The sequence below is a fragment of the Sphingobacterium sp. UBA865 genome, from assembly GCF_002295765.1.
Lineage (GTDB): Bacteria > Bacteroidota > Bacteroidia > Sphingobacteriales > Sphingobacteriaceae > Sphingobacterium > Sphingobacterium multivorum.
In genome coordinates this window covers 17562-44323 of the sequence record NZ_DBGB01000002.1, presented here as the reverse complement: position 1 = coordinate 44323, position 26762 = coordinate 17562, and the positions used below count along the sequence as shown (strand labels likewise).

The following is a 26762-nucleotide window of genomic DNA, read 5'->3' as shown; positions in this document are numbered from 1 at the left end:
GTATCCTTATTAACAAAGATACAATATTTACCTATAAGTGCCCGTTCTCGAATTATTTGATTCCTTGCATCAATTGATACGTAAACAGCTGTGGATAATTTTTTGGAAGCTCAGTTGTCAGATTATGCATTTGGAAATTATCATTTCTAATTCTACCATCAGGATCCATCAGTATGTACCTCGGAATTCCGTTAAATTTAAATAATTCGCGCAATGCCCTATATTCATCGGCAGAAATTCGATAGGATTCAAACATGCTATTTTTAACAATATAATCTTTATAAAACTCCATATCTGGAGTCCCCTCAATATCTTTTACAAAAACAAAAACCAAATTCGGATTATCTTTGAGTTTTAAGCGTTTCCCTTGCGTTGATTCAATACAGGAGCGGCACGGACCGCACCACTCTGCCCAAAAGTCTACGACAACGACTTTACCACGGTATTTATCTGTCATGTTCTTAAAGACGGCCGCAGCAGTAGTATGGGGCAGTAAATAACCGTTTCTGGACTTCTTTACACGATCTGCCAGTTTGAGCGCTTCATCCCTTAAATCTTTATTTGTTAACACGGCCAACAATTGTTCTGTAGTTTTTGTTATCCCTGCGGTATCAGCCGCACCATTTAATGCCGACTGCAAGGTACGTAGTTTCGCAACTTCGGAGACCAACGTGTTGGCTATTGTTGGGTTAGAGTTTCGATTTGCCGAATCCAATACCAAATATAAATTCCCTTTACGTTGACTATTTAAGGCATCATAATAGACATCACGACTAAATAGTGTCGAATATTCGAATCGGTTGATAAAGGTTGAAAAGTCACCCAGTGCCAAAATGGCCGGATCATTTAGGTCTAAGCGAGCTATAAAATTGAAATAATCACTGGGTAGAGGTTCTTTTAGGAAGGCATTTGTAGGATTGTGCCTTAGGTAATCCTTTCGATACATTTGCATATCCATCAATTGTACTGCGTATATGAGCGCAACATCCGTTTGGATCAGATTTTTTACTTTTGGTGAAAAATCTGATTTTTTTAGCCGTCCGTTTACTTCATTTTGTACCGAATCCCACGCTGTCAAGATTTGCTTTTTTATTGCTGAAATCGGTTGCTCTTTCAAACGGCTTTCCATACCCCGATAAAAGGCACGTTGATTATTTTTCCAATCAAAACCTCTGAACTGCTGATTCTCGGCAGCAAGAGGGCCTTCAAAACCTATTAACGCTAAATTCTCATCTGCTGTAACTCTAAATCGCAAGGCTAGCGTTTGTCCCGGTTCGATATAAAATTTAAATTGGTTATTTTTGAAAATAAGGTAACTCGTTGTCGGGTGCGTGGCCAAGTAGCTCGCCTCAAAACGGCCATCAGGATAAACCTGTATGGTAGTCGGATAATCTTCACGAGTCAACTCATTACTGCTATAAATAATACCACTTGTAAATTCTAGTGCAGGACTATAATCTTCGATAAATCCAATTACACGTACAGTATCAAATTGGAAAAAATTGTTTTTATACGACACTAGATTCTTTTTCACTTTAGCATTAGCCAGCTTTTCCATTATCCAGTCATTTGGATCGATTTTAAGCGGTTTTTCAGCTGATGATTGAGCTGTAGCAAATGATAAAAAGAAGAAAGAAAAAAAAGAAAGTAATGGAAACTTCATAATGAGGCTATTGGTTTCCATAAAGTTAATCATTTTATTTAGACAACAACAAAATAATATCTCCTTTCGTACCCCATATCTACCTAAATGAAAAAGGTATCTTAGTCTTGCCTTTAATCGAGGTGCCAGATTCTCTTTGTACTACATCATTGCCTGAATACCTAACCAATTGTTTTGAATTATGAAACTGCTCAAAACCCATTGTTTCAGCTAATATCGTTGCTACCGTAATCAATCTTACACCTCTTATCGTCAAAACCTTTCTTACATGCTCTTTCAATACATCTTCCTTTTCGATAGCTTTCTTAATTTCTTTCAGGCATCTTTAGATTTCCTTATCTATCTTAGTAATGAGTTTTTTGTTGATCTTGGTAATAAATACTTGGATATCATGTGGCAGTTCTTGCTGTGCCTGATATTGCCAAGTGTTGTCTTTTGTTCCTGAAGCTGAAGATGGTATCGAGTTAGATTCCTGAGTTGCATCGCATCAACTGCATCTGTTTTTTTTCACATTAAGACTAGAGAAATCGTGTTTTCACCTTACATTGGCAATTGTACGGACACCACCAAATTTACTTTTGAGCCCTATGACCTGAATCAATTTGGCGGACTGTTATCCGGCACCAACTGGGTTCGTTACAGGGGTTATAACGTTTTGACTACAGCAGCGGTCGTTCAAGCTGTGACAGCCAACGGACTATCCGCGGATAATAAAACATCTATGCCTTGGTTATTGACCGTGGCGACACCAACTTTTTCGGTAGGCATCAGCTTAAATGATGTTACGGCTTTGATGGGTGCTTTAGGCAGTTATAATGCTTTTGTTCTAAACAGTGGTACCACCAGCGTCATGGTCCAGGAAACCATCACCACTGATCAAATTAATCCGGTGGTCTGGAATACAGTATCTCAGCCGTTAACGACAGGAGGCTCAGCAAGCATCAGCGGTATTGGATTTGTGAAGCGATAAATAGTTTTTAAAAAATCAGCTACTCTACATGCAAGTTGGAATAGCTGATTAACTATAAATTTCAAAACTACTTATTTACAATTGCTCAATTTCTTCATCCTCCCTTTCAAAACTTTTACTCAAAATTTCGTTTATCCTCCACCGTAAATTTACCGATTTCTCCAACTTCAAACTTATATAAAAAAGCAGGAATTATAATTGCGTTCAATAAAATGGAAGCCGCAGTCTCACATATTTTGTGGCCTCAAACTTGCCCCTTAACCAAAGGCAACCTTAAAAACACAACTAATTTTAAGGCAAAAATAATAGATCAAATGTTTTTGGACTGTTATGGATGCGAGTGGATAAAAATCTATATTTTTAAGCTTTAGAATATATGGAAAATAAAAAGATCTCGATAAATGACATTGCGAAACACTTAAATATAGCAAAGTCCACCGTTTCATTGATAATTAACGGAAAAGCTGATGAAAGGCGCATCAGTAAAGAATTACAGGCTAAGGTCTTAGATTATGTCAGGGAGGTTCGTTTTTATCCTCATCACTTAGCTCAAAGTCTCGCAACAGGCCGCAGCAGCAGTATCGGACTTATTGTTGAAGATATTTCGGATTCTTTCTTTGGCCCAATAGCGCTTATGATCGAAAATTTAGCCAAAACGAAAGGTTATCGAATAATGTACAGCAGTACCCTCGGTGATACGAATACAGCCATTGAGATGATCAATTTTTTCAGACGGAGCCATTTAGATGGTTATATTATCGCGCCGACCAAAGGAATAGAAAATATAGTGAAAGAAATGGTCGATGAACATACCCCAATTGTTCTTTTTGACCGGGATCCGGTAGACGGTGTAGATTTCGTCGGAACAAACAACAGGGAAGCAATGACAGAAGCTTGTATGCATCTTTATGACAGAGGCTTTCGGAACATTGGATTCGTTACGCTCGAATCTGCACAGAGCCAGATGCAGGACCGATTATTAGGCTATAAAGAGACGATGGAAAAATTAGCCATTGATCCTAAAGTGGCCTATATATCCTTTGAAAACAAAAAAGCAATAAAACAGCAGCTTATCAAGGATTTTCTTGAAAGCAATCCGGAATTGGATGCGATCATCTTCGCAACCAATTATCTCTGTTTAGCAGGACTGACGGCAATAAATGAGCTAAACACTAGCACGAAAATGAATTTCGGGATTGTCTCCTTTGATGATCATGAAGCCTTTAACCTGATCTCTCCAGCGATCACGGCCATACGCCAGCCGCTGGAAGAACTGAGCAACAACATCATATCACTATTGCTAAAGCAGATAGAGAGACCGATAAGGGACAATCCGAGTCATGTAGTGATACCCTCCGTGATGAAAGAAAGAGGATCATCTGAAAGAAAAACTTAATAATCTCCTCCCGATCGGCCGCAATAACTGATCGACAGAAGATTATTTTAAAAAGAGCGGAATCAGCAATTATTGCACTTTCATTGAAGAAGCCTTATCATTGGCCGTTGGTGTCAATTGAGAAAACAGCGGCGTATCCGTAGTCAGCGCCCAGCTGAGCCCCGCAAAATTCTGGTGTTCATAGATCGTCAATGTAAGCCCATCTGGCACCCTTGCTGAGGATGCCCAATCATTTTCAATACCCCTTGCATTCAGGTCAGCTAAGTTATAAGTTCCTCTCGGCAAGAAAACTCCCTTACCACCATAGTGTGCATCTTTGAAAATACTTACTCCATCGATTTTTAAACGGGCAATAACAGGAAAATGATCAGATGGCAATATTTCTCCCGGATCTTTATGGTACCAATCGACTAACCTGGAGGAAACTGACCATTGACCGGTAACAAAGATATGGTCGATCTGACTATCCCCGCTTGGGCTAATGTTCCATCCATTACCGGTAACACGTAATGCAGGCGACTTAGAACCAGCGATATTCCAGCTTTCTTCTAACCATGACGGACTATTAAGCACACTATATGCGGCAGAATTTTGATTTGCATTTAGGTCGCCCATCAGTACCGCCGGAAGATCGCCGATTTTGTTTTGCATATAGGTCAACAGAAGATTTGCACTGTTAACCTTAGCATCAGCACCCTTATGATCAAAATGCGTATTAAATACATAAAAGATCATTGCCGTCTGTTTATCCTGAAGCTTTATCCAGGTACAGATGCGCTTGTATGCAGCATCCCAGGCTGGTCCGGCCGGAGCTGTAGGTGCTCCAGGCGCCAGCCAAAATGTACCGCTTTCCAAAGCATTAAATTTTGTGTTTTTATAAAATATGGCAGAGTGCTCAGAAGAACTATTTCCTTCTCGTCCTGTGCCCACTTTGCTGTAGCCTTGTAGATCTGAGGCCATATTGTCCATCTGATTTCCTAAAGCTTCCTGAACTCCGACTATATCACAGTCATGTTCCAAGATTCTTTCTTTGACCAAAGATCGCCTGACCGTCCATGCACGGTTTCCCGCATCGGGTGCATCCTGCCGGATATTAAAAGTCATCATGACGTACCCCCCGCTTCCGGCTATTGTTGTTGAACTTTGTACTTCGGTTGGTAAGGACAGCGTTTCGTCAGCCGGTGATGAATTTGTTAAATCTTTCGCACAAGCTGCAAAGATGCAGGTGGACAGAAGTGCCAGCTGCAGTCCATAAATTAATTTTCTCATAATTTATATCTTTTGGTTAACATGAAACAATTACGACTATAGCGTTCACTAAGACTATTTCAGATTAAATGTTCCCACAACTGGATAGTGGTCTGACTCTTTGTCCGCCCAAAATTGAACCGCGTAGTCCTTAACTTCAAAAGCCTGGTGAGGTGCATATATTAACCAGTCACAGGTATATGTAGGCTTTGGAGTCGGTACGGTCCATTCACAATTTGAGATTTGACAAGGCAAAGTAAACCATTTCTGCAAAGCCGGCATCGTCTGCGAATTAGGCCGAGAATTCAAGTCAGCCCCTAAAATGATCGGCTGCTTTAAATTTTTAATTTCCTTCAAAATCTCGTTGATCTGTTTTAAACGGGTGGCATCTTCCTTTTTATAGCCCAGGTGAGTCGTGGCGAAATAAAACTGTTTACCATCCTTTTCCAGCAACGCATATCCAAAAGATCGCGTATCATCCCCATCATCAGCAACCCCCAAATGAATGGACTTTGTTTGCAAAAGCGGATATTTTGAAAGGATAACATTTCCATAGTCTCCTTTCTTCAGGGTGAGCGCATGTGCAAAAAAATAATATTTCATTCCCGTCAACGCCGCTATTTCCTTTGGAAAATCCATCGGATTCACATCGGTATTGCGCTCTACTTCTTGTAGAGAGACTACATCGGGATTGACCTTTCTGATTACCGCTGCAATAGCTTCAATACCCATTTTTCGAGCACTGTAGATGTTGTAGGTCATCGTTTTGATCTCAACTTCACCGCTCAATTTTTGAGCAGAAGTTTCATTCGCGCTTACAGCCACCAGAACAGTGGTGATTAAAGCAAACAGTAGAAGACGCAAGTTTAGATTTCTTGCAATAGACAAAGCTATCATCATGATCCTATTCTTTAATTTAAGTAAGAATTTGGTAAAACATATTTTAGTTATTCTATAACTATTTTTCGAATAACATGATTCCAGGTGTCAGCGACGTACAATGCGCCGTCAGGACCAAATTGCAGGCCTTCGGGTTCATAAAATTTTGCTGATAAAGCGTTTCCGTTCTGGAGGCCATTTGTACCCGCAGTACCCGCGTAAGTAGTTACCGTACCGGTGGTCGTAATTTTTCGAATGCAATGGTTTTTACGATCGGCAACATATAAGTTTCCTTCGTTATCCAGATCCATCTGTGCAGGAGTGTTAAACCGGGCAGATTCTCCATTTCCCACCGCATTCCCCGTTGTATTGGCATTTGGTCCAGCAAGTACCTGTACTGTTCCAAAACTCTTGGTGCTTATGTCATAAGGCACACGATAAACACTGTGTGCATTGTAAGCGCCAGAAATATACATGGTTTGACCATCCTTAGAGAAAATGATGTCCATGATATTCACATTTTTTGAATTGACACCAAACAGTCCCTCCAGACTACCATCGGGTTTTAATCGACATATCTTTCCCCCGGAATATACTCCCACGAATACCTCATCTGTCACTGGGTTAGTTGCGACAGCGGTCAATCCCCCTTGCGCTGACAAAGCCGTCAAATTGTTGTACTTACCTGAAGATTTCGTCATTTTGCCCAGGCCCATGGAGCCATTTGCGTTATTGTCATTAGTAAGAAACAATGTACTCTGATCCATTGAAAAGTCAAAAGCCCGGAGGCGTTCGAACAAAGGACTTTCAGAAGCCTTGAGTAAGGTCGTCACATTGTTATTTGATGCTACACGGAGTGCTGCGAAGTTATCTCGGCTGCTTGCTCCCTCTTCGACAAAATAAAGCGCATTATCCTTGCTCCATTTCAAATATCGTGGCCCCGACAATTTGGCTTGGGCATAGTCCCCATCCATATCGTCCTTGGTACTTCCCAAGTACGTATAGACTACAGTCTGGTAGCCATATTCAAAAGCCTGTTTGTAAATATATTCTTTCCCGCCAATGGTCAATTTGACTTTTCCAGAACCGGCATTCTGTGGAATGCGGGCCGTAATAATACGTCCATTTGAACTCAATACCGTCGCATCCTTATCATTTATGGTCACCTTAATTTTTGTCAGGTCTGTTTCAAAGTTGCTTCCGTACAGCGATATTTCAGTTGCTGATCCTCCGGAGATCGGCGTATACTGTGTAATTTGAGCCCCATCAGTTTTATCAGGGTAAGACATGTCACTGCCTTGATCTTTATTACAGCTCACAACGCCCATGCTGAATGCCATCAATGCCGCAAAGCAGAGGTTTCTGGCACCTGACCGTTTAAAAAAACTAATTATTGTCATGGTTTGTTAGGTAAAAATTTTATGGATTTTTGATCAAAAAGTTTGCAACGACCGGAAAATGATCAGATTGCGAATAAGAACTATAATCAACATCATATGTCTCTGTCACTGCTGCATCTGCTGGCGCATACATCAGATAGTCTATGGTTCCATCAGGCTTAGGCGTCCCAGCCGTAAAACCGCAATATCCATTGAGGCACCCAGATGTAAACCATTTGGTCAGCACTTTATAGGCTTCTTCCGTAGGTTTGGCATTTAAATCTGCGGACAGAATAACCGGCAATGCAAGATCTTTGGTATATTGGCGGATCAGATCAATTTGATGGAGCCTATTTGCATTATCGGACAAATGGTCCAGATGGGTTACGGCGAAATAAAAGTCCATATTTTCTTTGCTTACCTTGACAGTTCCGAGCGCCCTAATGTATGCATTGGCTTCCGATGTAAGTACATCCAGCAAATATGTTTTCGTTTCTTTGAGGGGAAATTTAGACAGGATCAAATTTCCATACTCACCTTGTGCCAAGTTACGTGCCTTAACAAAATAATAATAAGGCATTCCAGTGAGTTCCGAAAGCCGCTTCCCAGTATCAAAATTCAGATTGGCGGAGTTTACCTCCACCTCCTGCAGCCCCACGAGTTCGGGGTCATTTTTCTTAATTACTTCGGCGATAGCCTCTATACCCTTTTTTTGCGCTGAATAGATGTTATAAGTCATGGCTTTGACAGATACACCAGTTACAGGCTGCTCTTCAACCTTGGTTTCATTTTTACTGCATGATACCAATAAAAAACCTATTATACTTAATGTTATGATTTTTTTCATCAGTGACTCGTTTTTAGTTTTCACTTTGCGTGCTATGTGATCAGTCATTTGCTATCAATTCTATGGTATCACTATAATTGACGACTCCGTTTACAGTCGCACTTACCCTGACGTAGATTTTGTTGCCATTTGCCTTGATCTTGTAAAAGTTTTCGACAAACTGTTTATCATTGGCCAGTTCAAAAACATGCGTACCTTCATCTATTTTGCCTTTAGCAATCTTTGTGACATAATTAGCATTATTTTCATCTACCCGCGGCGTATAGTTCCACATGACAGATACGTTGGTAAACGTAAAGGAGTCGTCCGCCTTATCAACCTTAAATGCTATTTCGACCCGGTTTCTTTCGGAAATAGTCGCCGAAGCCGTAATACGGGAAAAAGGAGTTGCCTTCAAATCGAACTGCGTCTCACCATTGACCGTGGTATAACCTTCACAAACCCCTATAAAAGGGCCATTTACGGCCACCCTGTACTTCCCATTAAACACTTTATTATTGGTATAAGATCCATCTGCATTCGCCCTGAAATCGACAGAAGCAGTCGCCTTTGTCCCTATTTCAAATAAAGAAACCAGTACGCCACCCGATCCCTCCACGGGCAGCGGAATAGGCTTGTTAGTTTCCATGTCATATATGGTACCGTGCAGTCCGCCATTCGGAGCTTCCATATTATCGATCTCATTTTCACAACTGTTCATAACAGCAATAAGCATAACACCGAGCATAAAAAAAATATTCTTCATACTTATCATAATTGTATACATCTAAATTAATTACCGTAGCCCGGATTCTGAACCAGCTGCGGATTTGTGCTCAAGTCCGTAGGACTGATGCGGATATAGTAGTTTCTTTCCAGAAATAATCTCTTTTGTTTTGGAGGAACTCCAGTTTCAAAAGTATACTTCTTACTTTTGACATTGTACCAAGGATATAACGCTGTACCCCTATAGTTAGTAAGTCCTCCCTGGGATTCATCCAGATGAGCCACGCGCCACCGCTTGAGGTCCCAGAAACGGAGCTTTTCAAAAGCAAGTTCGACCTTACGTTCTTGTCTTACTTTAGCAGTAGATATCGTTGCAAGAGGTTGAATTCCGGCGCGTGCACGAATGTTATTTACAGCCTGAAGAGCTTCTGCATCTTTGCCACCAAGCTCCACGCAGGCCTCAGCAAAATTGAGGTATATCTCACCAAGACGAAATACCACCCAAGGTGTCTCCGAGCGCTTAGCATCAATATTTGTCATATCCGTGAGAGTTTCATCAAAAAACTTACGCATATAAAACCCCGTTTTTGACGCATCCCCAACGTCTGCACCGCCATCTTTACCCGAAGTATTGTACCTCACACCATCAATTGTAGCCACATTATCTTTGTCTGGCTGATTCTGCGCCTGATATTTTTGTCCCGAGCCGTTCTGTCCGTTAATTACCCCCCGTATCCATTCGACCTTACTGCCCTTTAAAGGAGCTCCGGGGACGTAGATGGAAGCAAACAATCGCGGGTCTTTCCCGACAAAAAGATCGTAGGGACTATCAAAACTACGAGGTGTCCCATCCGTATTTTTTAAGGCTAATTTACCGGCACTACCATCACTGTATTCAAATGCTTCGACCATTTCGAGCGTAGGTGTTACACCGCATCCCCACCCGTCACCACGATAGGAAAAAGGAGCATTCATCTTATCCCACATGTGACCTTTTCCCGCTGAAACATTGAATGTTTTCTGAAAGATATATTCCCCGTTATTCCCATTTACACTTTTGGAAAACAGTTCATAGAAGTTCTCTGCTTTGTCGGAATTTTTGTTATAAAGGCTGTAAGTGCCGGCCTCCAGCAATTCTTTTGAAGCATTATAAGATTCCGTAAAATAACGTGTTGCCTCATTGGCTGCTATACCCACATAACCTCGCGTTACTGCCTCGCCACTTAAATTTGCATTTGAACCATATTTAGCAATCGAGCCAGCATACAGCGAAGCACGGGACCATAAGGCAAGGGCTGCACCTTTGGAGGCTCTGTATTTACTTTCTGCAGATCGCGATACCGGAAGTATGTCGCTGATCGCCTTACATTCACTGATAATAAAATCGTAAACTTCCGATTCTTTATTTCTTGGAACCTGTAATGCCGAAAAATCGCCGGGCACATATTCTTGTGGTGTCGTTAGCAAGGGGACACCACCATAGCGCTTCACCAAACCAAAATATTGCATCGCTCGTATCCACCGTGCCTCAGCATCGACTAGGCGCTTCTCCTCGTCGCTCAAGACTGTAGTCTCACTCAGTTTCTTCAAGAAGTCGTTGGTACGCCGTATCTGCACATATCTAGTCGCAAACGGATCTTCAAATACATAATCACTATACGTATATATCGAATTGGCATTGCTAAATGCATAATCTTTTTGATAAGCTCCTGTGGCTTCATCCGACAAGGAGGTCAAATTAAGCAGATTGGATTTCCCGGTAAACCAATCGTCAAATTCATCTAATCTTAATCCTTCATCGTACATGGTGACCAATACAGACTGTATCGCCTGCGGGCTTTTCCAGATGAGATCAGAGGTGATAATTCCACTGGTGAGCTCCCGGTCCAGGTAATCGTTACAACTATATAAACTCAGTGCAAATGCACAGCTCAGAAGAAGTGGACTGAAATATTTCATTTTCATAGTATAGGGTTTTATAAAACTATATTAATACCAAAATTGAACGTTTTCAATTGTGGATAATAGCGCAATCGGCTTTGATTGCTTTCAGGATCTATATTTTTCAATAACGCATCACTCCCCGTGAAAGTCAGCAGGTTATTGGCATTAAAATAGACTCTGCATCGGTCAATCTTTAAAGACTCTATCCATTTTTTTGGAAGAGAATACCCGACTTCCAATGTTTTTAACCGTAGATAATCCGCTTTATGTAAAGACCATGAGTTATCAGACCGGTTATCCACCTGGCCAGTTACCCGGGCGGCGGGCATCGTGCCAGCAATCCATTCACTATTCGGATCGGCAGGATCTGCCCGATGCCATCTGTCTGTCATAAATGCAAATCCATTGCCGAGCCCCTGTTGAATAAACGGATCAAGGATATCTCCGCTGATGTAAATATCATGACCTGCAGCACCCTGAAAGAATAAGGTCATATCAAATCCTTTATAGTTTGCTCCCAGGTTTAGTCCATAATACATTCTTGGTGTTGCACCATGGCCTATCGGTTCCACATCGTTCCCATCGATGATACCATCGCCATTCACATCTTTGAATTTTAAATCTCCAGGAAGCAGGGATCGATTTCCATTATTATCCTGCACAGGTGAGTTTAAAATATCTTCATAAGATGAAAATTGCCCAACGACCGTCTTCCCCCATCGGATATCCTTATTCCTGTCATTGTTATTGTTCTGCCAGTCATTGTAAAGGTTGGTTGATGCTGCACGTTCAACATAGCCATATCGAATGCGTGTAACGGAAAAATTGGCCGAAACATTATAAGCAAAATCAGCAATTTTATTTTTATGGCCTACCGTCCATTCAAAACCAGTATTGATATCAGAATTTAAATTCTCTTGCGGCATTGACTCGCCGAATGTCGTCGGGAAAGTACCTTGTCTTGTCGCCGGAAGGCCAGAGCGTTCGCGTCTAAACCAGTCGAACTCCGTATTGATCAATCCGTTTTTAAAGGAAGCCTCAAAGCCTAGGTTCATGATATTAGACTCGTACCATGTCAGCCAGGGATTGGCCATTCCACTGCTTCTCAGCCCAGAAGACAAGCCTCCTGTGCCCAGCACATAACTTCCCCCATACACATATCCATCGAGGTATTGGAATGCCGAAAAATCCCCCTCATCTCCCACTTTGGCATATGAACCTCTGATTTTGACATTATCAAAGTGGGGTAAGTTGTCTTTGAAAAATTTCTCTTCCGAAATCCGCCAGCCTGCTGACACTCCCGGGAAGAACCCCCATCTGCGGTCGCGCTGAAATTTGTAAGATCCATCATAGCGGAAATTCAGTTCAAGCAGATATTTTCGGTCAAAAGCGTAGTTGAACCGTCCCACTAAACCTGCGTGAGCCGTTTCTACACTTTTGCCGCTTGCATTCTGATTCTCGGTATCCCCTTTACTGATGTCGTCGATGATACCGATGGAAGATTCCCTAAAACCTAATATATCGGTCAAACGGTCATGATAAGCTTCCCATAACAGTAAGCCGCTGACATCATGTTTTTGTCCAAATACACGGTTGTAATTGATCGAATACTGCTGTGTAGGCATATACAGATTTTCCATCTTGGACTCCAGACTTGCCTTTTTTCGTAAAGCAACTTCGGTATATTGATCGTTCGCCTGATTATACTGATAATCGCTCAACGCCTTTTGCCATGTTTTCCATTCGCTGTTCTTATAGTCATAAGCGACCATAGCGCGCAAAGAAAGTCCAGCTACCCACGGTAGCTTCCAATTTAGATCCACGGACCCATTGAACTCCCTTCTCAGCCGCGACTCATATCCGCTATTTTCGATATAAGAGCTATGTATCGGGTTAGCCATATTTCCGATAGCCTGCCAGTAACTGGGATTATTGTTGGCATAAATGGAATAAATCGGGATAGCCATCTGTGCCTGCGTAAACAGATCATCACCTCCATAGGGTTTTTCACGGTCCTGTAAACGACCTGTCAATTTAAATCCGACCGTGAAATTTGATGTAAGATTCAGATCTATATTGGAACGTAGATTATACCGTTTAAAGTTCCAGTCATCTGATTTCAAAATCCCCCCTTGATCAACATAGCCAACAGAATTATAATATTTGACCTTATCATTTCCGCCATAGATGCTGACGTTGTGTGAGCTCTGTGGAGCATTGTCACGCACCAAGGAACTCCACCAGTCAGTCCCTTGCGTTCCATTTTTGTAACTATCGAGCTGTTCCTGGCTATAAGCGGGCACCCCCGTGTACGGATTGGAGTTATAAATCGCTTCATTGTACAAGGATGCATATTCGTAGGCATTCATCATGCGGGGGTATCGTGTTACCTGTTGCAGTCCATAATAGCCATTATATTCTACTTTAGTCTTTGAATTGCTTCCTTTTTTTGTCGTCACCAATAAAACGCCATTTGAGCCTTTAAATCCGTATACTGCGGCGGCAGCATCCTTTAAGATAGATATAGATTCAATATCATTAGGATCTACCTGTGCGAAATCCCTTTGTACCCCATCTACAATAACGAGCATACTGCCATACCCGCGTATATCGACCGAAGCACCATCATCCCCCGGAGCACCGCTGCGTTGTACCGCACGGATCCCGGGCAATCGACCTGCCAGCATATTTGTGACGTTTGGCGTCTTTACCTTAATCAGCTCTTCAGCCTGTATGGATGCAACTGAACCTGTTACCGAAGCACGCTTCTGGACCCCGTATCCCACCACAACCACCTCGTTCATCATTGCCACGCTATCCTGTAAAATAATGGATAAGCTCGTTCTGCCCCCCAGCATGATTTCCTGGCTTTTATAGCCAGTGGCAGAGATCAATAGCGTTTCATTAGGTTCTGTTGTAATGGAAAACCTTCCAGTGCCGTCCGTACTGGTTCCGATAGACGGTGTGCGCTTTACTTTCACAGTCGCCCCAGCGATGGGATTGCTGGCAGCATCCATTACTTGTCCAGTTATCTGGACGGGCGCTTTGGCTATGACCATGCGTATAGGATTATTGTCCCATCGCTCATGCCCGTAAGCCGCGGATGTCATTAGTGCGAGCCCTAGCAAACTCACTTTTAAAGCTTTTTTGTAGGGCGCATTCAAATCACGCTGTATCATTCTATAAAATTATTTTGGTTATTATTTTTAATTAAAAAACGTAGACGTTCTTCAATATGGCCATATAGTTAAACTTATTTCTAATTAGGCAGCGGATCTAAAGCAGCTGGCTTATTGGGATCAAAAATGGCTACTCCTACCTTTGAATCAGCACAGCCATAATAGAGAAACCATTTCTGCTTAAAATAAACGAGGCCTTCGATAAACACTGTCCCGTCTACGTATTGACCGCTTTTTTCAAAAGCTTCCATTGGCCGCAGAAAAGGTACGTCCATCCTTGCTAATACTTTTCCCGGGTCTTTGCTATCGAAGAGGACCTGCCCCGCTGAATAAGTACCTTTATTAAACCGCTTATCTCCTTTTTCGGGATGGTTTTTGCCGTTATACAATAGTAGAATTCCTTTATCTGTCAGGATGGCGGGCGGGCCACATTCTGTTAATGAGCTGTCAAAATAACCCGCTCGCGGTGAAATGAACGCTTTGAGTTCACCTTTCTCATCTACAACCGGTTCCCAGTCAAGTAAATTATCCGAAGTAGCACCATATACACCGTGCTCGCCCCAATACATCCAATATTTACCGTTTACTTTAGTAATTATCTGCTTACCATGTTCCAGTTTAGTGACAATCGATGCCGATTTATGCGATCTGTTGACTAGGTCAGGAAGGATGTTCGATTTCTTAAAAATAGGTCCATATTTTGTCCAGTTTTTAAGATCTTTTGAAGTAGCTACCCCCAAGCGAGGTACTTTTCGATTCCATTGCGTATAAAACATCACATAGGTACCATCTTCAGCTTCTGCTATGCGCGGATCCTCGGTGCCACCAGGCCATTCAAATTCACGTTGATTGTCATTTCCAGGATAAAACACAGGCGTATGCTGGCGGTCAAAATGTGTCCCATCAGCACTCGCGGCTAGTCCTAGGCGGGAAGTTCGATGTCCGATTTTCACACCTGTCCTATCTTCAGCCCGATACAGCACATAAATACTATCACCTTTAACAACGGCGGCTGGATTGAAGGTGTCATTATTCTCCCACTGTACGAGTTTTCCAGTCATGGGATCCAAAAATGTTGTGGTGCTATCCGGCTCGATTACAGGGTTTACCCCTGCTGGACGAACGAAACCGCCCATTACCCAATTTGGACCGGAATGTGCTTGTTGTTTTTGCACGCTACAGCTCCAAATAGTTATCAAAGTAGCCATTATAGACAGCGACGTTACTAAATGTGTTTTATGTTTCATATGCTTTAACTTTTTAATTTATATTCTTGTCGAAATTTATTAGAGATCATTTAATAGCCAATTTGATTTAGAAAACCGGTTTTGCAATGCGAAACTAAGAAGTTTATAAATCAATAGCGTTTATTTGTGAGAAATTAACAATTATTTAATATAGGTAATCTTAGTTTATTTCCTCTAATACCTTACCTTTCGTTTCGGGCATAAACAGAATAAACACGAAAGACAGGATGACCATGAGTGCGTAGAATAGGAAAACATAATAACCGCCAAACGTACTGCCCTCTACGATAATGGGAAATACCCAAGATATGATTGCAGCAAATAGCCAATGGGTCGTGCTTCCTAAGGAAGAGCCTTGAGCGCGAACTTCGTTCGGAAAAATCTCGGCCAAAAAAACCCAAATCACAGCACCTTGGGATAAGGCAAAAGATGCGATAAATCCCATAATGTAGAAAAGTAAAAATTGTGCGTTTACGCCTTTTAGACCAAACGCGGCCAATAAAAGAAATAAGAACATACCTACGGCACCTGTCAGCAGCAGTTTTTTCCGCCCAAAACGATCGATGATGCTCATGCCCACCAAGGTGAAGAGCAAATTGGTACCGCCGATAAAAATAGGCTGAAGGTAGGCCAGCTCTGCATTAAAACCAGCCATTTCAAAGATCCGCGGGGCATAATATAAGATCGCATTGATTCCTGTCATTTGATTGAAGAAGGCAAGCAAAACAGCGAAGAGTATCGGTCTGGCATACCTTTTTTGAAAAAGGCTGACATTTTTAGCCGGTGTCTGAGACTGGTTGCCCAACATCTCAGCTTTTATATCTAGTCTCAAATAACTCGCATGCGCTTTGTCAATCTGTCCCCGTTGCAACAACCATCTGGGGCTTTCGGGAATGAAATTCAATAAAAGCACAAACAATAAGGCAGGAACCGCCATGATACCGAGCATGTATCGCCAGCCGGCAGATTCAACGCTCATAAAGAGAAAATTGGTCAGGTAGGCCGTAAAAATACCCAGCACAATCATAATCTGAAAGGTTCCTGTAAGTTTACCCCGGTCTTTTGCAGGAGCAATTTCAGAGGTATAAACCGGTCCGACCACAGAACTAATCCCAACAGCAAGTCCGCCCAGCAAACGGAAGAGCAGGAAAAGTTCCCATAGGGAAGCTACGGCGCAGCCCAACGCCGAGAGTAAATATAAAGAGGCAACAAAATAAAGCACGGGTTTACGCCCATACCTGTCGGCCATACGCCCGGCGATAATAGCTCCTATAATAGTTCCGATCAAGGAGATGGATACGGTAAGTCCGTGACGGACAGCATCCAGATGCCAGAGTTTCTGTATAATCTGTTCTGCACCCGAGATGACGGCTGTTTCGAAACCAAACAAAAAACCGCCCAAGGATGCGATTAATGTAAATTTCCAAATAGGCTTCATATACTAAATGTCTTAAGGGTTAATCCTAGAAATAAGTTGCGTTCATCAAATGACGCAAGCGCTAATTTCATGTCAAGAGAGGACGCCAGTTTATCAAAAAAGTGAGCGTGAGCTTTGGCAATACTGCCACCAATGATAATGGTATCTGGAGTTAATGGACCAATATATTCTTTAATGAAAGTAATCAGTTCGTTGCTTAAGAAGTCAAAAGCTTCCTTTCTATAAACCTCCAAATGATCCTGTTGTACTAAATCCTTTATATTGTTTACGGGTACCGATCCAAAGACTTTTTTTAAATGGGATAGAATGCCCCGGGTTGAGATCACATCTTCCACGATACCATTAAGGTAAGGCGCCGATCCTAAATTGAGATCTACAATCTTTCCATCCTCGTATAACGAAGAGCCTAATCCTGTTCCTAAGGTCAAGCCTATAATGCGCTTATTTTCCATTTTTTTTTCGACAACCTCCCCCAACAGAAATGCTGCAGCGTCGTTATAAAAGTGGATCGAACTTAGATCAATTCCAGTGATATGCGCAAAAAATGCTTTTAGATTAACGTTTAGTAATGACTGATATTTGTTCATTCCGTCCATTAGGGATATACCGTTTTCGTAATCGAACGGACCAGGGCAAGAGATGAGAATTTCGGATGGCAGGAGCGTGGTTGAACTTAGGGTTTTGTCGATGGTTTGTTTTATTTCTGACAAAATCTGTCCTCTTTCTGCGTTGCTATTTACATTTCCGCGAAAGTAGGATCCGTCCATGACACGTGCAGAAGGCTCACATACGAGACCAGCAGAACAATGGGTACCACCCAAATCGACACATAAAATTATATTTTCGGTATGATGCATGTTATTTTTAAAATTGGTTATCCCTAATGATTAAGCAAAACCGGTTTTGCTTAATTCTGCTAATATAGCACATAAATTTTAAAAACAACTATTTTTTATTTTTTTTGGCGAATATTACAGCTTACTCAAGCTTTGCTCCATTAAAAACCAAAAACAATGTAATTTATTGAAGCACTGATCTATAGCTATCAAAAGAGTCTAGACAAAGCATATTTATGCGGTTTTATTCAATAATGTTCGTCTTTAAACGTAAAAAACCGTCAAAAAATTTTAAATATTGCACTTTTATGCTATATTTGGTATAAAACATATACAAACCGATTTCTAACCGCTATGAATTTTTTATGGAATAGCACAGTATTACCTTGCCCAAGCACCAGGTGCATTAGCAAAACAAATTAAACGAAACTAATCAAACAACAATTTTATTATGAAAAGAAGTATGCTCATACTAGTGAGTTTACTGAGTACGTATGGTGTCGCCCTGGCCCAAAAAATCGTTACCGGTAAAGTCTCTACGACAGATGGATCGGCATTAGGCGGTGTAACAGTTCTCGAAAAAGGGAAAAACACCCAATCCATCACCAACAATAGTGGCATCTACAAGATCACGGTACAAGAAAACGCCACCTTAATTTTTAGACATGTCGGTTATAAACAGATCGAAAAAGCGCTTTCCGGCCAGCAGGTCCTCAACGTCAGCCTATCCGAAAACAGTTCCTCTTTGGACGAAGTCGTTGTCACCGCTTTCGGCATCAAGCGTGATCGTAAAACCCTAGGGTATTCGACCCCTATTGTCGCAGGGTCCGATGTATCCGAAACACAGCGTGAATCGTTTTTCCAGGGCCTCCAAGGTCGCGTACCGGGTCTTTCTATCAATAGTACAAGTGGTATGCCGGGTGCATCTGCACAGATCGTACTGCGTGGCTTTGCCTCTATCTCTGGAGACAATAATGCACTCATTGTAGTCGATGGCGTCCCCATCAACAATTCCACATTAAACGAAAATGATCTCGCCAGCAATGGTGCCAATAGGGATCTAGATTATTCTAATCGCGCCATGGATATTAATCCAGAGGACATCGAAACCTATACCATTCTGAAAGGACCCGAAGCTACAGCTCAGTTTGGGAGCCAAGGTGCCGGCGGCGCTATTTTGATCACCACAAAAAGAGGCAAGGCCGGTAAGTTTACAGTCAATTATTCCTTATCTGGACGCGTTGAAACGGTAAATAAATATCCCGAGCGGCAATATGTGTATGCACAGGGTACCAATGGTACGTATTCTGGGACCTCTGTCTACGCTATGGGGCCAAAATATCCTGAAGGAGCTACCCTCTACAAAGACAATGTCAACAATTTTTTCCGCACCGGGTATAACCAAAAGCATAACCTCTCCTTTGAAGGTGGTTCTGAAAAAGTGACCTACCGCTGGTCCAACGAATACAGCGACAATACCGGTATTGTACCAAATACAAGCTATAAACGCTTCTCGACCCGTCTCAACGGAACAGCTAAGTTTAACGAAAAGCTTGAATTCAACACCTCTTTCAATTATATCAATACACAGAACGATAAAGCCCGAAAAGGAAATACAGGTTATTTGATTACACTAATGCGCTTCAACCCGCTGTATGATGTACGCGACTGGATTGATGAAAAAGGGAATCGTGTACTCCACAATTCAGATATTTACAACGAGCTCGACAATCCCTTTTGGGATGTATACCGCAATACCGCTAATGATGACGTAAACCGCATCCTGGCCACTTCCAATATGACGTATCGCGCAACAAATTGGCTAAGTCTAAACGGCATCATCGGCATCGACTTCGCCAACACACTGGGCCAAAGCGTTTACCATCCGCAATCCTACTCCGGATCTGGATCTTCGACCAATGTACGCAACGGATCCATGAATGTGTATCAAGTTAATGGCCGTGTGCTATCAGGATCATTCATGGCTACGGCAAATACAAAAATCGGCCGTGATATCAGCTTTCGGGCAAACTTGGGAACTGAATTCAAAGATTATAATACCCTCACCAACTCACAGTACGGCGAGGACTTTTACGATCCCAACTTTTACAGCATCAACAACACATTCCCCAGTACGCGCCTGGCAAGATCTGTTGCCAATAACTTTCGGACAGTTGGATTTTTGGCACAGGCTGGATTTGGATATCTTGACAACCTGCTGTATCTAAATTTAACCGGGCGACTGGATGCAGCCTCCCGAATGATGCCCAATAATCCGTATTTTGGCTATCCATCGGCTTCGTTGGCCTTCAATTTTTCAGACTTGTCTTTCTTCAAAAATAAAGTGCAATGGCTCAGCGACGGAAAATACCGCATCTCTGTGGGAACAACGGGAAAAGCGCCCTTTAAAAGCTATTACACGTTATCTAATCTCGAGCCCAAGCTATCCACAGGTGGTGGATTTGCCTATGGTGTGAATGGCGGAAATCCCGATCTGAAAGCCGAAAAAACCCGCGATTTTGAAACAGGACTCGAATTTGGCTTTTTTAAGCGCCGGCTTACATTTGATTTCAGCTATTTTAACCGTTTAAGCACCGGGCAGATCATTCTGCCACGACTGAGTTATGGCTCAGGCTTCGTTTTACGCATGATGAACGGCGGTGAAGTCAAGACTTACGGTACCGAATTGCAAGTCAACGTCAACCCGATCAAAAAAACCGATTTCAGTTGGGACATGACCTTTAATTTTACCCAGTACAAAGGAAAAGTACTTTCATTAGCGGAAGAATTGCCCGAACTTTATGATTCTGACACCTGGGTACTGAGCGGCGTAAGGTCTTCGGTCATGCCGGGCTATGGTATCGGTACCTTAACTGGAACACAATTTAAGCGAAACGATCGCGGAGACATTTTGATAAACCCTCAAACCGGTCTACCCATCGCTGGCACCGACAAATATTATCCTATTGGAGATCGTATTCCTGACTTCACGCTGGGCATTGTCAATAAGTTCAGCTACAAAGATTTTTACCTCACCTTCTTATGGGACCTCCGCAAAGGTGGCGATGTGCTCAATGGACTGGATTATAGGCTCTATACCTATGGGCAGTCTGTTAAGACGTTAAATCGGGAAAACCCTCGGGTGATTGAAGGGGTACTCGAGGACGGACTCGAAAATACAGCCAATCCAACAACGAACCGTATTGCGGTAACCCCTTATTCAGCTTCAACCTACTATATGACCAATATAGAACCGCAGATGTTTATCGAGAAAAACATCTATGCATTTAGGCTGCGCGATGTTACGCTCCGCTATGCACTTCCCAAGCATCTCACACAGCGTATTTCGCCACAAGCTGCATTAAGTGTATTTTTTACCGCTACCGATCTTTTTCTTTTTACGAATTATACAGGACTTGACCCGGAAAGCAATAGTAATACGGCCGGCCTTGGCGGCATCGGCGGATATGGTATAGATTACGGAAACATGGCTAAGCCAAGAGGCTTCAATTTTGGTCTTAACTTGAGATTTTAGGAGGAATATATCATGAAAACAAAACTTTATATACTCATCTTTTCAGTCCTTGCCGGATTGAGCAGTTGTAAAAAATACCTGGACATCAATGAAAATCCGTCCAACCCGCAGCTAGTCAAAGCCGAATTGCTTCTAGCTCCGATTATCTATCAGATGGCCAATGGTTATGCCAATGACCAACGGCAGATGAACAAATTCAATCAAACCATCTTGGGCGCGAGCACAGACGAATCCTCCCGGATCTGGGAACGTCATGGTTTCCCGCAGCAAAGTGATGTTGGCGGTGTGATGTGGCGTATGGTCTATTTTGATCATGGACTCAACCTGCAGCTGATGATCAACGATGCAATAGTCAATCAAAAATATGAATACGCCGCGATCGGTTATGCCGTAAAGGCCTGGGGCTATCAGATGCTCACCGATTACCACGGCCCGATTATTCTCGATGAAGCCTTGCGTACACAGCAGTTATCTTTCAAATATAATGACCAGCCCGAAGTATATGCTAAAGTACGTGTATGGTGTGACTCGGCTTTATATTATCTGGATCAAAAAAGCCCTGTCGATTATAGTGCCAACCTGAATTCAAAAAAAGGCGATAATCTATTTCGGGGAAATATGGATCGCTGGCGAAAGTTTGTCTACGGTTTAAAAGCACTTCAGTACATTCACTTGGTCAACAAACCCGATTTTAAAGAAAAATATGCCGATTCCATTGCCTATTTTGTGGACCGTTCATTTGATTCGCCGTCCGATGATGCAGGCGTTAAATTTGACGGTGATAAATCGGAAACAGCCAATGTGGTAAGCTCCAGATTTGGTCTTTACACCACATCTTATTATAACAGGGCAGGCAAGCCGATCGTACGCTACCTCACCGGAGGATTGCGCGGTGAACCCATTGAAAACCCGAAAGTATCGACCGATCCACGTCTTTCGCGCATGTTAATGATCAACAATCCGGTTGACAGCATCTACATCGGCGGCGATCCCAATGTATCCAACACAACAGTTCCAAACATCCTTGGAGACGTCAGTAGCGGCGTGGGCAAATTTATCTTTAGGGACGCAGCTGATTTTCCGCTGATGACCTACGCGCAGCTGCAAATGGTCAAGGCCGAAGCACTATTTATCAAAGGCGATGCCGCAAAGGCCTATGAAGCATACATCAAAGGAATTTATGCACACATAAACTTCGTCAATAAGTACATCAATACCACCAACGAAAAAGTCATCACTTCTGTTGAAGCAGATAACTATATCAAGGGAGGAGAAATACCCCTCTCTGCTGCTGATTTGACCTTAGCAGACATCATGGGACAAAAGTACATTGTGCAATGGGGCTGGGGAGGTCTTGAACAATGGTGTGATTTAAGAAAATATCATTATAACACGGAAATATTCAAGCAGTTTATTCCATTGGCCGGCAGCCAGCTGACTTACAATGATTATTGTTACCGCGTCCGGCCGCGTTATAATTCGGAGTACGTATGGAATGCTTCAGAGCTTGAACGATGGGGCGCCCTAGAGCCGGAGTATGTGATTAAGCCGACCTGGTTTGTCACTTCAACTTATTAACGGATTAAAGAAAAAATTATGAAGAATTTCAAAAAAATAGTATTTCTTGCTTTAGGTGCATTTGCCCTATATTCTTGCGAGAAGTCCATTCAAGACTTTGGAAAAGTAGAGTTTCTCGGCCCCGATGATGTCATTGTGAAGGTAAATATGGCATCTATCTATCCCGATGACCGCTATATGTATGTCAAATTTGATGACCAGCGCGTCACTTCGCTCATCCGGGGACGTGAGCCTTTTCCCGGCGGCGGGTACAACACCCGCGGGGACTCCAGACCCGACTTTTTAAAATGGAAGGCCGGCAATGTGAAAGTACAGGTTGCCCTTCCACATAAAACCGATGATGGACGCGACTCCATTATATTGGCCGAATCATCCGTAAACTTTGGTGCCGGCAAGCGCTATACCCTTCATATTACAGACACAGCGCAGAATACAAAAATGATCCTCAATGAAGAAGACCTCACACGGCCCGACAGTACACAAGCAAAATACCGATTTACCAATCTGATGCCCAATGTCCCGTCCATTGATCTCTATTATGGCGCTGCAGCAACTGGAAGCGCGGATGCCCTTGCGGTGCAGGATTCACTTGTCGCCAAAGACGTTAAATACCTAGAGACCAGCCCCTACTTTCAACTGAACCGTATTGCGACACGGACATGGAAGATCCGCAAAGCCGGCTCACCTGTAACAAATGGTACAGTAATCGCCTCTTATAGCAATGCCGGAGCGATACTTGACCGCAGGTCGTATGTTGTTTATGCCTTAGGCTATGATGGATTTACCAGTACCATCATGAAGCCCTATGTTTCATTTTTCTTAGTTCGATAGATATGGAAAGAAAAACAATTTTTAGTTTTGCCCTGCTATGCATATTCTGTATGGGTATAGCTAATTCGTGCAAACAGAGGGATGATTATCCCTCCTTTGATGATAAGGTCGTAGAAAATCCGATCACAGACACAATCCCCAACGATACACAGATGGAGGCGGTCACCAAAACGATTATGGAACGGACTGACCTGATCAAAACGTTTTTGGTCGATTCATCCGTCAAAGTAACGGATGGACTTACACGCACCCATATACGTTATCTGAATAAGCTCGATCAACGGGTGAGTTTTCAATTGCTAACAGTAGACCTTTCATCCAAAGCGGTATTCCCTTCAATTATGAGTGCATTTGACGATTATTTATATGTTAGTCAGCCAATTGGCGATATGGCAAAGTATAATGAACCGCGGGCGGGGGGGCAGATTCTATCGGCTATCAATGCCGCTTTAGCTACGACCTACTCTTACATTAAAAATGGTCGGCAGATCAATGTATCGACCAGTAATATAAAAACCAAAGAAAAGACCAGGCCTTTCTTTGCCATACGCAAAGATGGCTCGCCTTATATTGGCAATTGTCCCGATACCACCAAGTTTGCTTTTGAGCCTTATGATTTGAATCAATTTAGCGGACTGGTATCCGGTACCAACTGGGTTCGTTACCGGGGTTATAACGTTTTGACTACAGCAGCCATTGTTCAAGCGGTAACAGCCATTGGCCTGTCCGCAGACAATAAAACGATGTATGCCTTGGTTGTTGATGGTGGCGACACAAATTTTTCAGTTGGCATCAGTTTAAATGATGTTTCTGCTTTGATGGGTGCTTTAGGCAGTCATGATGCTTTTGTATTAAACAGTGGCACCACCAGTGTTATGGTCCAGAAGACGATCACCAATGACCAATTCAACCCCGTGGTCTGGAATACAGTATCTAAACCCCTAACGGCAGGCGGATCCGCAAGCATCAGTGGTATTGGATTTGTGAAGCGATAAATCGTTTTTAAAAAATCAGCTACTCTACATACAAGTTGGAGTAGCTGATTAAATCGCTACCCTTCGCCATGCCATCTGCTGAACGTTTAGCCATGCCTTGACCCGTCCTAAAATTATTTTTGAGCATGTACTAGACATAGATGAACATTTACCTGCGTAAAAAATTCGCTTTAAGACAAAATTTAACACTTTCTAAACGATTACAACCAGATAAAACATCATCACACACTACATTCGAAGTAAAAAAAGCAAATAAAACACCTACCCGACACAAATAAGTACACATTTTAACAAAAAAACACAGAATATTAGTAGAAAACTCATAAATAAAAGACATAATAAATTAAAATATCCATAAAAATCCCTTTTGATCTAAAAAATTATCAAAAAAAAACAGATTAAATTTGAAAAAGAAATAAAAAATCCATATATTTACATCACCTTAATAGGTTTATAATTGGTTATTTGAAGGTTTTCATTCTCCCCGACTGAAAACCTTTTTTTATTTCACATGTTTCCATCAAAAATGTACTTTTTGAGCACTCTCTACAACAAGATACAATCAATCTCCAGCTGATTACCAGAAATATACCCAAGAACCTCATCCCTATAACTTAAATTCTCAATATCTAAATATTTCGGTAGTGATGAATAGCCTTCTGGTATGTTTTTTAGCCTAAAGATGGTTTCCTTCTCGTTGGAGGCGAAAGACCCAGAGAAGGCTGTAAACGGCAAAAAATCCTGGGAGGAAATTAATTTTGCCAGTTGTACACCTTTGACCGCAGCAATGACGATTTTGACCAAAATATAGACCGAAGCACAAAACACAGAGTCTGATGTGGTTAAAAAGCTGACGAGTGTCCCGACAAGGGCAGTCAATGCACTGTACAGTAGTCTTTTGACTGGGCTAAATCAGGAGCATCAAAGCTGCGGTACAAGCGATCGCTAAACGGGTTAACGCGATGAAACCGGAAAAAATAGGCGAACTACGGTACCTTTGTTTAGTTCGCTCGACAAATGAATCGTCCCATCGATATGTTCCATGAGATGTTTGACCAACGCCAGTCCGATTCCCGTTCCAGCAACCTTGGCCGTATTACTCGCCCGTTCATTCGTAAGAAAAACCTTCTGCAACTCATCTCCGGGAATTCCAATGCCATTATCCTCGATATAATATACGACCCCCTTGTCAGCTTTTTCACTGTAAATATGCAAAAAAGCTTCTCCTGATTTTTTTGCATATTTTACGGCATTACCAATGAGATTGATAAAGACCTGATAAACGATTCCACCATCCGTATACAAAGGAAATAGATCTCCTAATACGAATTCCATGTGTTTGTCGGGATATACCAGTTTAATTTCATCAATACAATTGCCTATTTTTTTATCCATTGCCACACACGCAACTTCTTTCTCGGCACGGCGTATCTTGCCAAGCTGCAATGTCTGATTTATAATACTTTCTATATTTTGAATAGATGCCGCAAAGGTTTCAAACCATTTTTTACTTACCTTAACGGAAACACCCACATTTTTACTCAGAAAACTATTCCCAATTTTCAAAACAGACAATGGATTTTTCAGATCATGTGCCAATGTGCTGGCGAGCACGTCCAATTCGCGGCTAAACATAAGCTGCTCTTGCTTTTCTTTCACATTTTTGTAAGCAAGATGCCGGCCCGTTACATCACTTACAGTATGCATAATAGCATAGGTTTTCCCATCCTCGTCAAGCAATGGTCTATATTCAAAATTAAAATATCGCAGTATTTTCGTGCCATCATGAACAATATAAGCGGGTGTATCCTCAGCCTGATAGACAATTCCTGTTTTCCATACATTTTTCAAAATGGATGAAAAACCTTCTTCCTTAAAATTTGGAAAGCATGCACAAAAACTACGCCCCAGGATGGAGCGATCCACACACCAGATATCCAGCATCCCTTGGCTAACAAAAGCAATATTTAGCTCTTTGCTATCAAAAATTGCGATCGCACTAGGGCACTGCTCCAAAACAGACATCAGAAAATTAGCTGCAATTTTCATATACGCTAATATAATTATTTTATTTTTACAGCTGATAAAATAG

At 42.1% G+C, this 26762-nt stretch carries 20 protein-coding genes; 7 read left to right on the top strand and 13 right to left on the bottom strand.

The features are described 5' to 3' along the window. Positions 1 to 52: 52 nt before the first annotated feature. The gene (locus B2O97_RS01380) at positions 53 to 1684 is read right to left on the bottom strand and encodes a TlpA family protein disulfide reductase (RefSeq protein ID WP_286766774.1); all 1632 of its coding nucleotides are present in this window, start codon (positions 1682 to 1684) and stop codon (positions 53 to 55) included. A 58-nt stretch (positions 1685 to 1742) separates the two neighbouring features. After that, positions 1743 to 1919 (bottom strand): transposase, encoded by a 177-nt coding sequence (locus B2O97_RS25180; protein WP_376779830.1) that lies wholly within the window; start codon positions 1917 to 1919, stop codon positions 1743 to 1745. A 273-nt stretch (positions 1920 to 2192) separates the two neighbouring features. Between B2O97_RS25180 and B2O97_RS01375 the strand changes: the two genes are divergently transcribed. Together B2O97_RS01375 and B2O97_RS01370 are read left to right on the top strand one after the other, a co-directional pair. Then, the gene (locus B2O97_RS01375; RefSeq protein WP_286766773.1) at positions 2193 to 2633 is read left to right on the top strand and encodes a hypothetical protein; all 441 of its coding nucleotides are present in this window, start codon (positions 2193 to 2195) and stop codon (positions 2631 to 2633) included. 376 nt (positions 2634 to 3009) lie between these two features. After that, the gene (locus B2O97_RS01370; protein ID WP_286766772.1) at positions 3010 to 4029 is read left to right on the top strand and encodes a LacI family DNA-binding transcriptional regulator; all 1020 of its coding nucleotides are present in this window, start codon (positions 3010 to 3012) and stop codon (positions 4027 to 4029) included. Positions 4030 to 4098: 69 nt separating this feature from the next. On the opposite strand, the gene B2O97_RS01365 is transcribed toward B2O97_RS01370, so the two are convergent. From B2O97_RS01365 to B2O97_RS01320, 10 genes are all read right to left on the bottom strand, one after another. Then, complete coding sequence (locus tag B2O97_RS01365) at positions 4099 to 5298, bottom strand: endonuclease/exonuclease/phosphatase family protein (protein ID WP_286766771.1); 1200 nt, start codon at positions 5296 to 5298, stop codon at positions 4099 to 4101. A 54-nt stretch (positions 5299 to 5352) separates the two neighbouring features. Then, the gene (locus B2O97_RS01360; protein WP_286766770.1) at positions 5353 to 6177 is read right to left on the bottom strand and encodes an endonuclease/exonuclease/phosphatase family protein; all 825 of its coding nucleotides are present in this window, start codon (positions 6175 to 6177) and stop codon (positions 5353 to 5355) included. A gap of 47 nt (positions 6178 to 6224) precedes the next feature. Then, positions 6225 to 7556, bottom strand: a complete 1332-nt coding sequence (locus B2O97_RS01355) for an IPT/TIG domain-containing protein (protein WP_286766769.1) — start codon at positions 7554 to 7556, stop codon at positions 6225 to 6227. Between the two features lie 19 nt (positions 7557 to 7575). Next, entirely contained in the window at positions 7576 to 8382 is an 807-nt protein-coding gene (locus B2O97_RS01350; protein ID WP_286766768.1) for an endonuclease/exonuclease/phosphatase family protein, read from the bottom strand. 40 nt (positions 8383 to 8422) lie between these two features. Continuing rightward, a complete protein-coding gene (locus tag B2O97_RS01345) occupies positions 8423 to 9127 on the bottom strand; it encodes a DUF3823 domain-containing protein (RefSeq protein WP_286766767.1) in 705 nt (234 codons plus the stop codon). Positions 9128 to 9153: 26 nt separating this feature from the next. After that, positions 9154 to 11052, bottom strand: a complete 1899-nt coding sequence (locus B2O97_RS01340) for a RagB/SusD family nutrient uptake outer membrane protein (protein WP_286766766.1) — start codon at positions 11050 to 11052, stop codon at positions 9154 to 9156. An 11-nt stretch (positions 11053 to 11063) separates the two neighbouring features. Next, positions 11064 to 14210: a SusC/RagA family TonB-linked outer membrane protein gene (locus B2O97_RS01335; RefSeq protein ID WP_286766765.1), complete on the bottom strand. Its 3147-nt coding sequence runs from the start codon at positions 14208 to 14210 to the stop codon at positions 11064 to 11066. 80 nt (positions 14211 to 14290) lie between these two features. Further along, complete coding sequence (locus B2O97_RS01330) at positions 14291 to 15457, bottom strand: glycoside hydrolase family 130 protein (protein ID WP_182983117.1); 1167 nt, start codon at positions 15455 to 15457, stop codon at positions 14291 to 14293. Positions 15458 to 15617: 160 nt separating this feature from the next. Beyond that, positions 15618 to 16895 carry a sugar porter family MFS transporter gene (locus tag B2O97_RS01325; protein ID WP_286766764.1) on the bottom strand — a complete coding sequence of 426 codons (1278 nt, stop codon included), beginning with the start codon at positions 16893 to 16895 and terminating at the stop codon, positions 15618 to 15620. Then, on the bottom strand, positions 16892 to 17752 hold the full coding sequence (locus B2O97_RS01320; RefSeq protein ID WP_286766763.1) for an ROK family protein: 861 nt from the start codon (positions 17750 to 17752) through the stop codon (positions 16892 to 16894). Before B2O97_RS01320 ends, B2O97_RS01325 begins: the two co-directional genes overlap by 4 nt. Positions 17753 to 18182: 430 nt before the next feature. Between B2O97_RS01320 and B2O97_RS01315 the strand changes: the two genes are divergently transcribed. The 5 genes from B2O97_RS01315 (at position 18183) to B2O97_RS01295 (ending at position 25481) form a co-directional block, all read left to right on the top strand. Then, positions 18183 to 21266, top strand: a complete 3084-nt coding sequence (locus B2O97_RS01315; RefSeq protein WP_286766762.1) for a SusC/RagA family TonB-linked outer membrane protein — start codon at positions 18183 to 18185, stop codon at positions 21264 to 21266. A 12-nt stretch (positions 21267 to 21278) separates the two neighbouring features. Further along, positions 21279 to 22844, top strand: coding sequence for a SusD/RagB family nutrient-binding outer membrane lipoprotein (locus B2O97_RS01310; RefSeq protein ID WP_286735659.1), 1566 nt, complete (start codon positions 21279 to 21281; stop codon positions 22842 to 22844). A gap of 18 nt (positions 22845 to 22862) precedes the next feature. After that, complete coding sequence (locus B2O97_RS01305) at positions 22863 to 23675, top strand: DUF4397 domain-containing protein (RefSeq protein ID WP_286766761.1); 813 nt, start codon at positions 22863 to 22865, stop codon at positions 23673 to 23675. A 2-nt stretch (positions 23676 to 23677) separates the two neighbouring features. Further along, entirely contained in the window at positions 23678 to 24670 is a 993-nt protein-coding gene (locus tag B2O97_RS01300) for a phosphodiester glycosidase family protein (RefSeq protein ID WP_286766760.1), read from the top strand. Positions 24671 to 25334: 664 nt separating this feature from the next. After that, on the top strand, positions 25335 to 25481 hold the full coding sequence (locus tag B2O97_RS01295; RefSeq protein ID WP_317195281.1) for a hypothetical protein: 147 nt from the start codon (positions 25335 to 25337) through the stop codon (positions 25479 to 25481). A 143-nt stretch (positions 25482 to 25624) separates the two neighbouring features. On the opposite strand, the gene B2O97_RS01290 is transcribed toward B2O97_RS01295, so the two are convergent. Continuing rightward, positions 25625 to 26719: a PAS domain-containing sensor histidine kinase gene (locus tag B2O97_RS01290; protein ID WP_286766759.1), complete on the bottom strand. Its 1095-nt coding sequence runs from the start codon at positions 26717 to 26719 to the stop codon at positions 25625 to 25627. Positions 26720 to 26762 lie beyond the last annotated feature (43 nt).